Source organism: Intestinimonas sp. HCP28S3_D6 (assembly GCF_052065695.1).
GTDB lineage: Bacteria > Bacillota > Clostridia > Oscillospirales > Oscillospiraceae > Intestinimonas.
This window is the reverse complement of record NZ_JBQHTM010000146.1, coordinates 1-757: the sequence shown is the minus strand read 5'-3', so window position 1 is coordinate 757 and position 757 is coordinate 1. Positions and strand designations below refer to the sequence as shown.

The following is a 757-nucleotide window of genomic DNA, read 5'->3' as shown; positions in this document are numbered from 1 at the left end:
TAAAACCCTCAGGTCTGCAATTTTTACTTTGTTGCAGGTCTGTTTTGTTATGCTCATTTTCAGATATCCGATTTTTCATTTTGGGGCTTGACACCTATTAGCAGGTTTGCCATGATTATCCTGAATTCGGTATAGCTTCATAGTATCACTTAAGAAAGATAAAAAATCAAAAAACTCTGGTGAATCTTAATATTTGTTGACCAAACGCCTAATTGATGCTAAAATCAAGCTGTAATCATGCGTATTTATGGCCAAGGAGACGATGAATATGACATTTGCAGAAAGTATTAGACAGACAAGGCAGCGTTTGTTCTTTTCGCAAGAGGCTTTCGCTAAAGAGCTTAATGTGAATTTGACAACAGTAAGCCGTTGGGAAACAGGAAAAAGCAAGCCCAATATGTCTACCATGCGGCAAATTAAAGAATTCTGCTCAAAATATAATGCTGACTACGATCCTCTTGAAAGTAGTTGGCTTGCATTTGAGCAGGAGAAGTAATCATAGAACAGGAGAATCAGTATGCCTAACCAGATCCCCGGCAAGGGCAATTACAATTTTATAGATTTATTTGCAGGAGCCGGAGGACTATCTGAAGGCTTTATTCAGGCTGGCTTTAATCCGATAGCCCATGTAGAAATGAATGCATTTGGGTCAATCCCAAATTTTGTGTAAACGCTAAATTGTGGTGCAAAATAGAGCAAAAATATTTTAAGGCGGGAGCGGCGCAAGCTGCTGCCGCCTTTTCTACAAAAATAACAG

The 757-nt window shown here is 39.0% G+C and carries 1 protein-coding gene and 1 pseudogene; both read left to right on the top strand.

From position 1 onward, the window contains the following. The first annotated feature begins 268 nt into the window (after positions 1-268). Entirely contained in the window at positions 269-496 is a 228-nt protein-coding gene (locus ACTNBK_RS17155) for a helix-turn-helix domain-containing protein (RefSeq protein ID WP_290570376.1), read from the top strand. A 21-nt stretch (positions 497-517) separates the two neighbouring features. Further along, positions 518-640 (top strand): annotated as a pseudogene (locus ACTNBK_RS17150) (DNA cytosine methyltransferase); the annotation flags it as partial. Between the last annotated feature and the right edge of the window lie 117 nt (positions 641-757).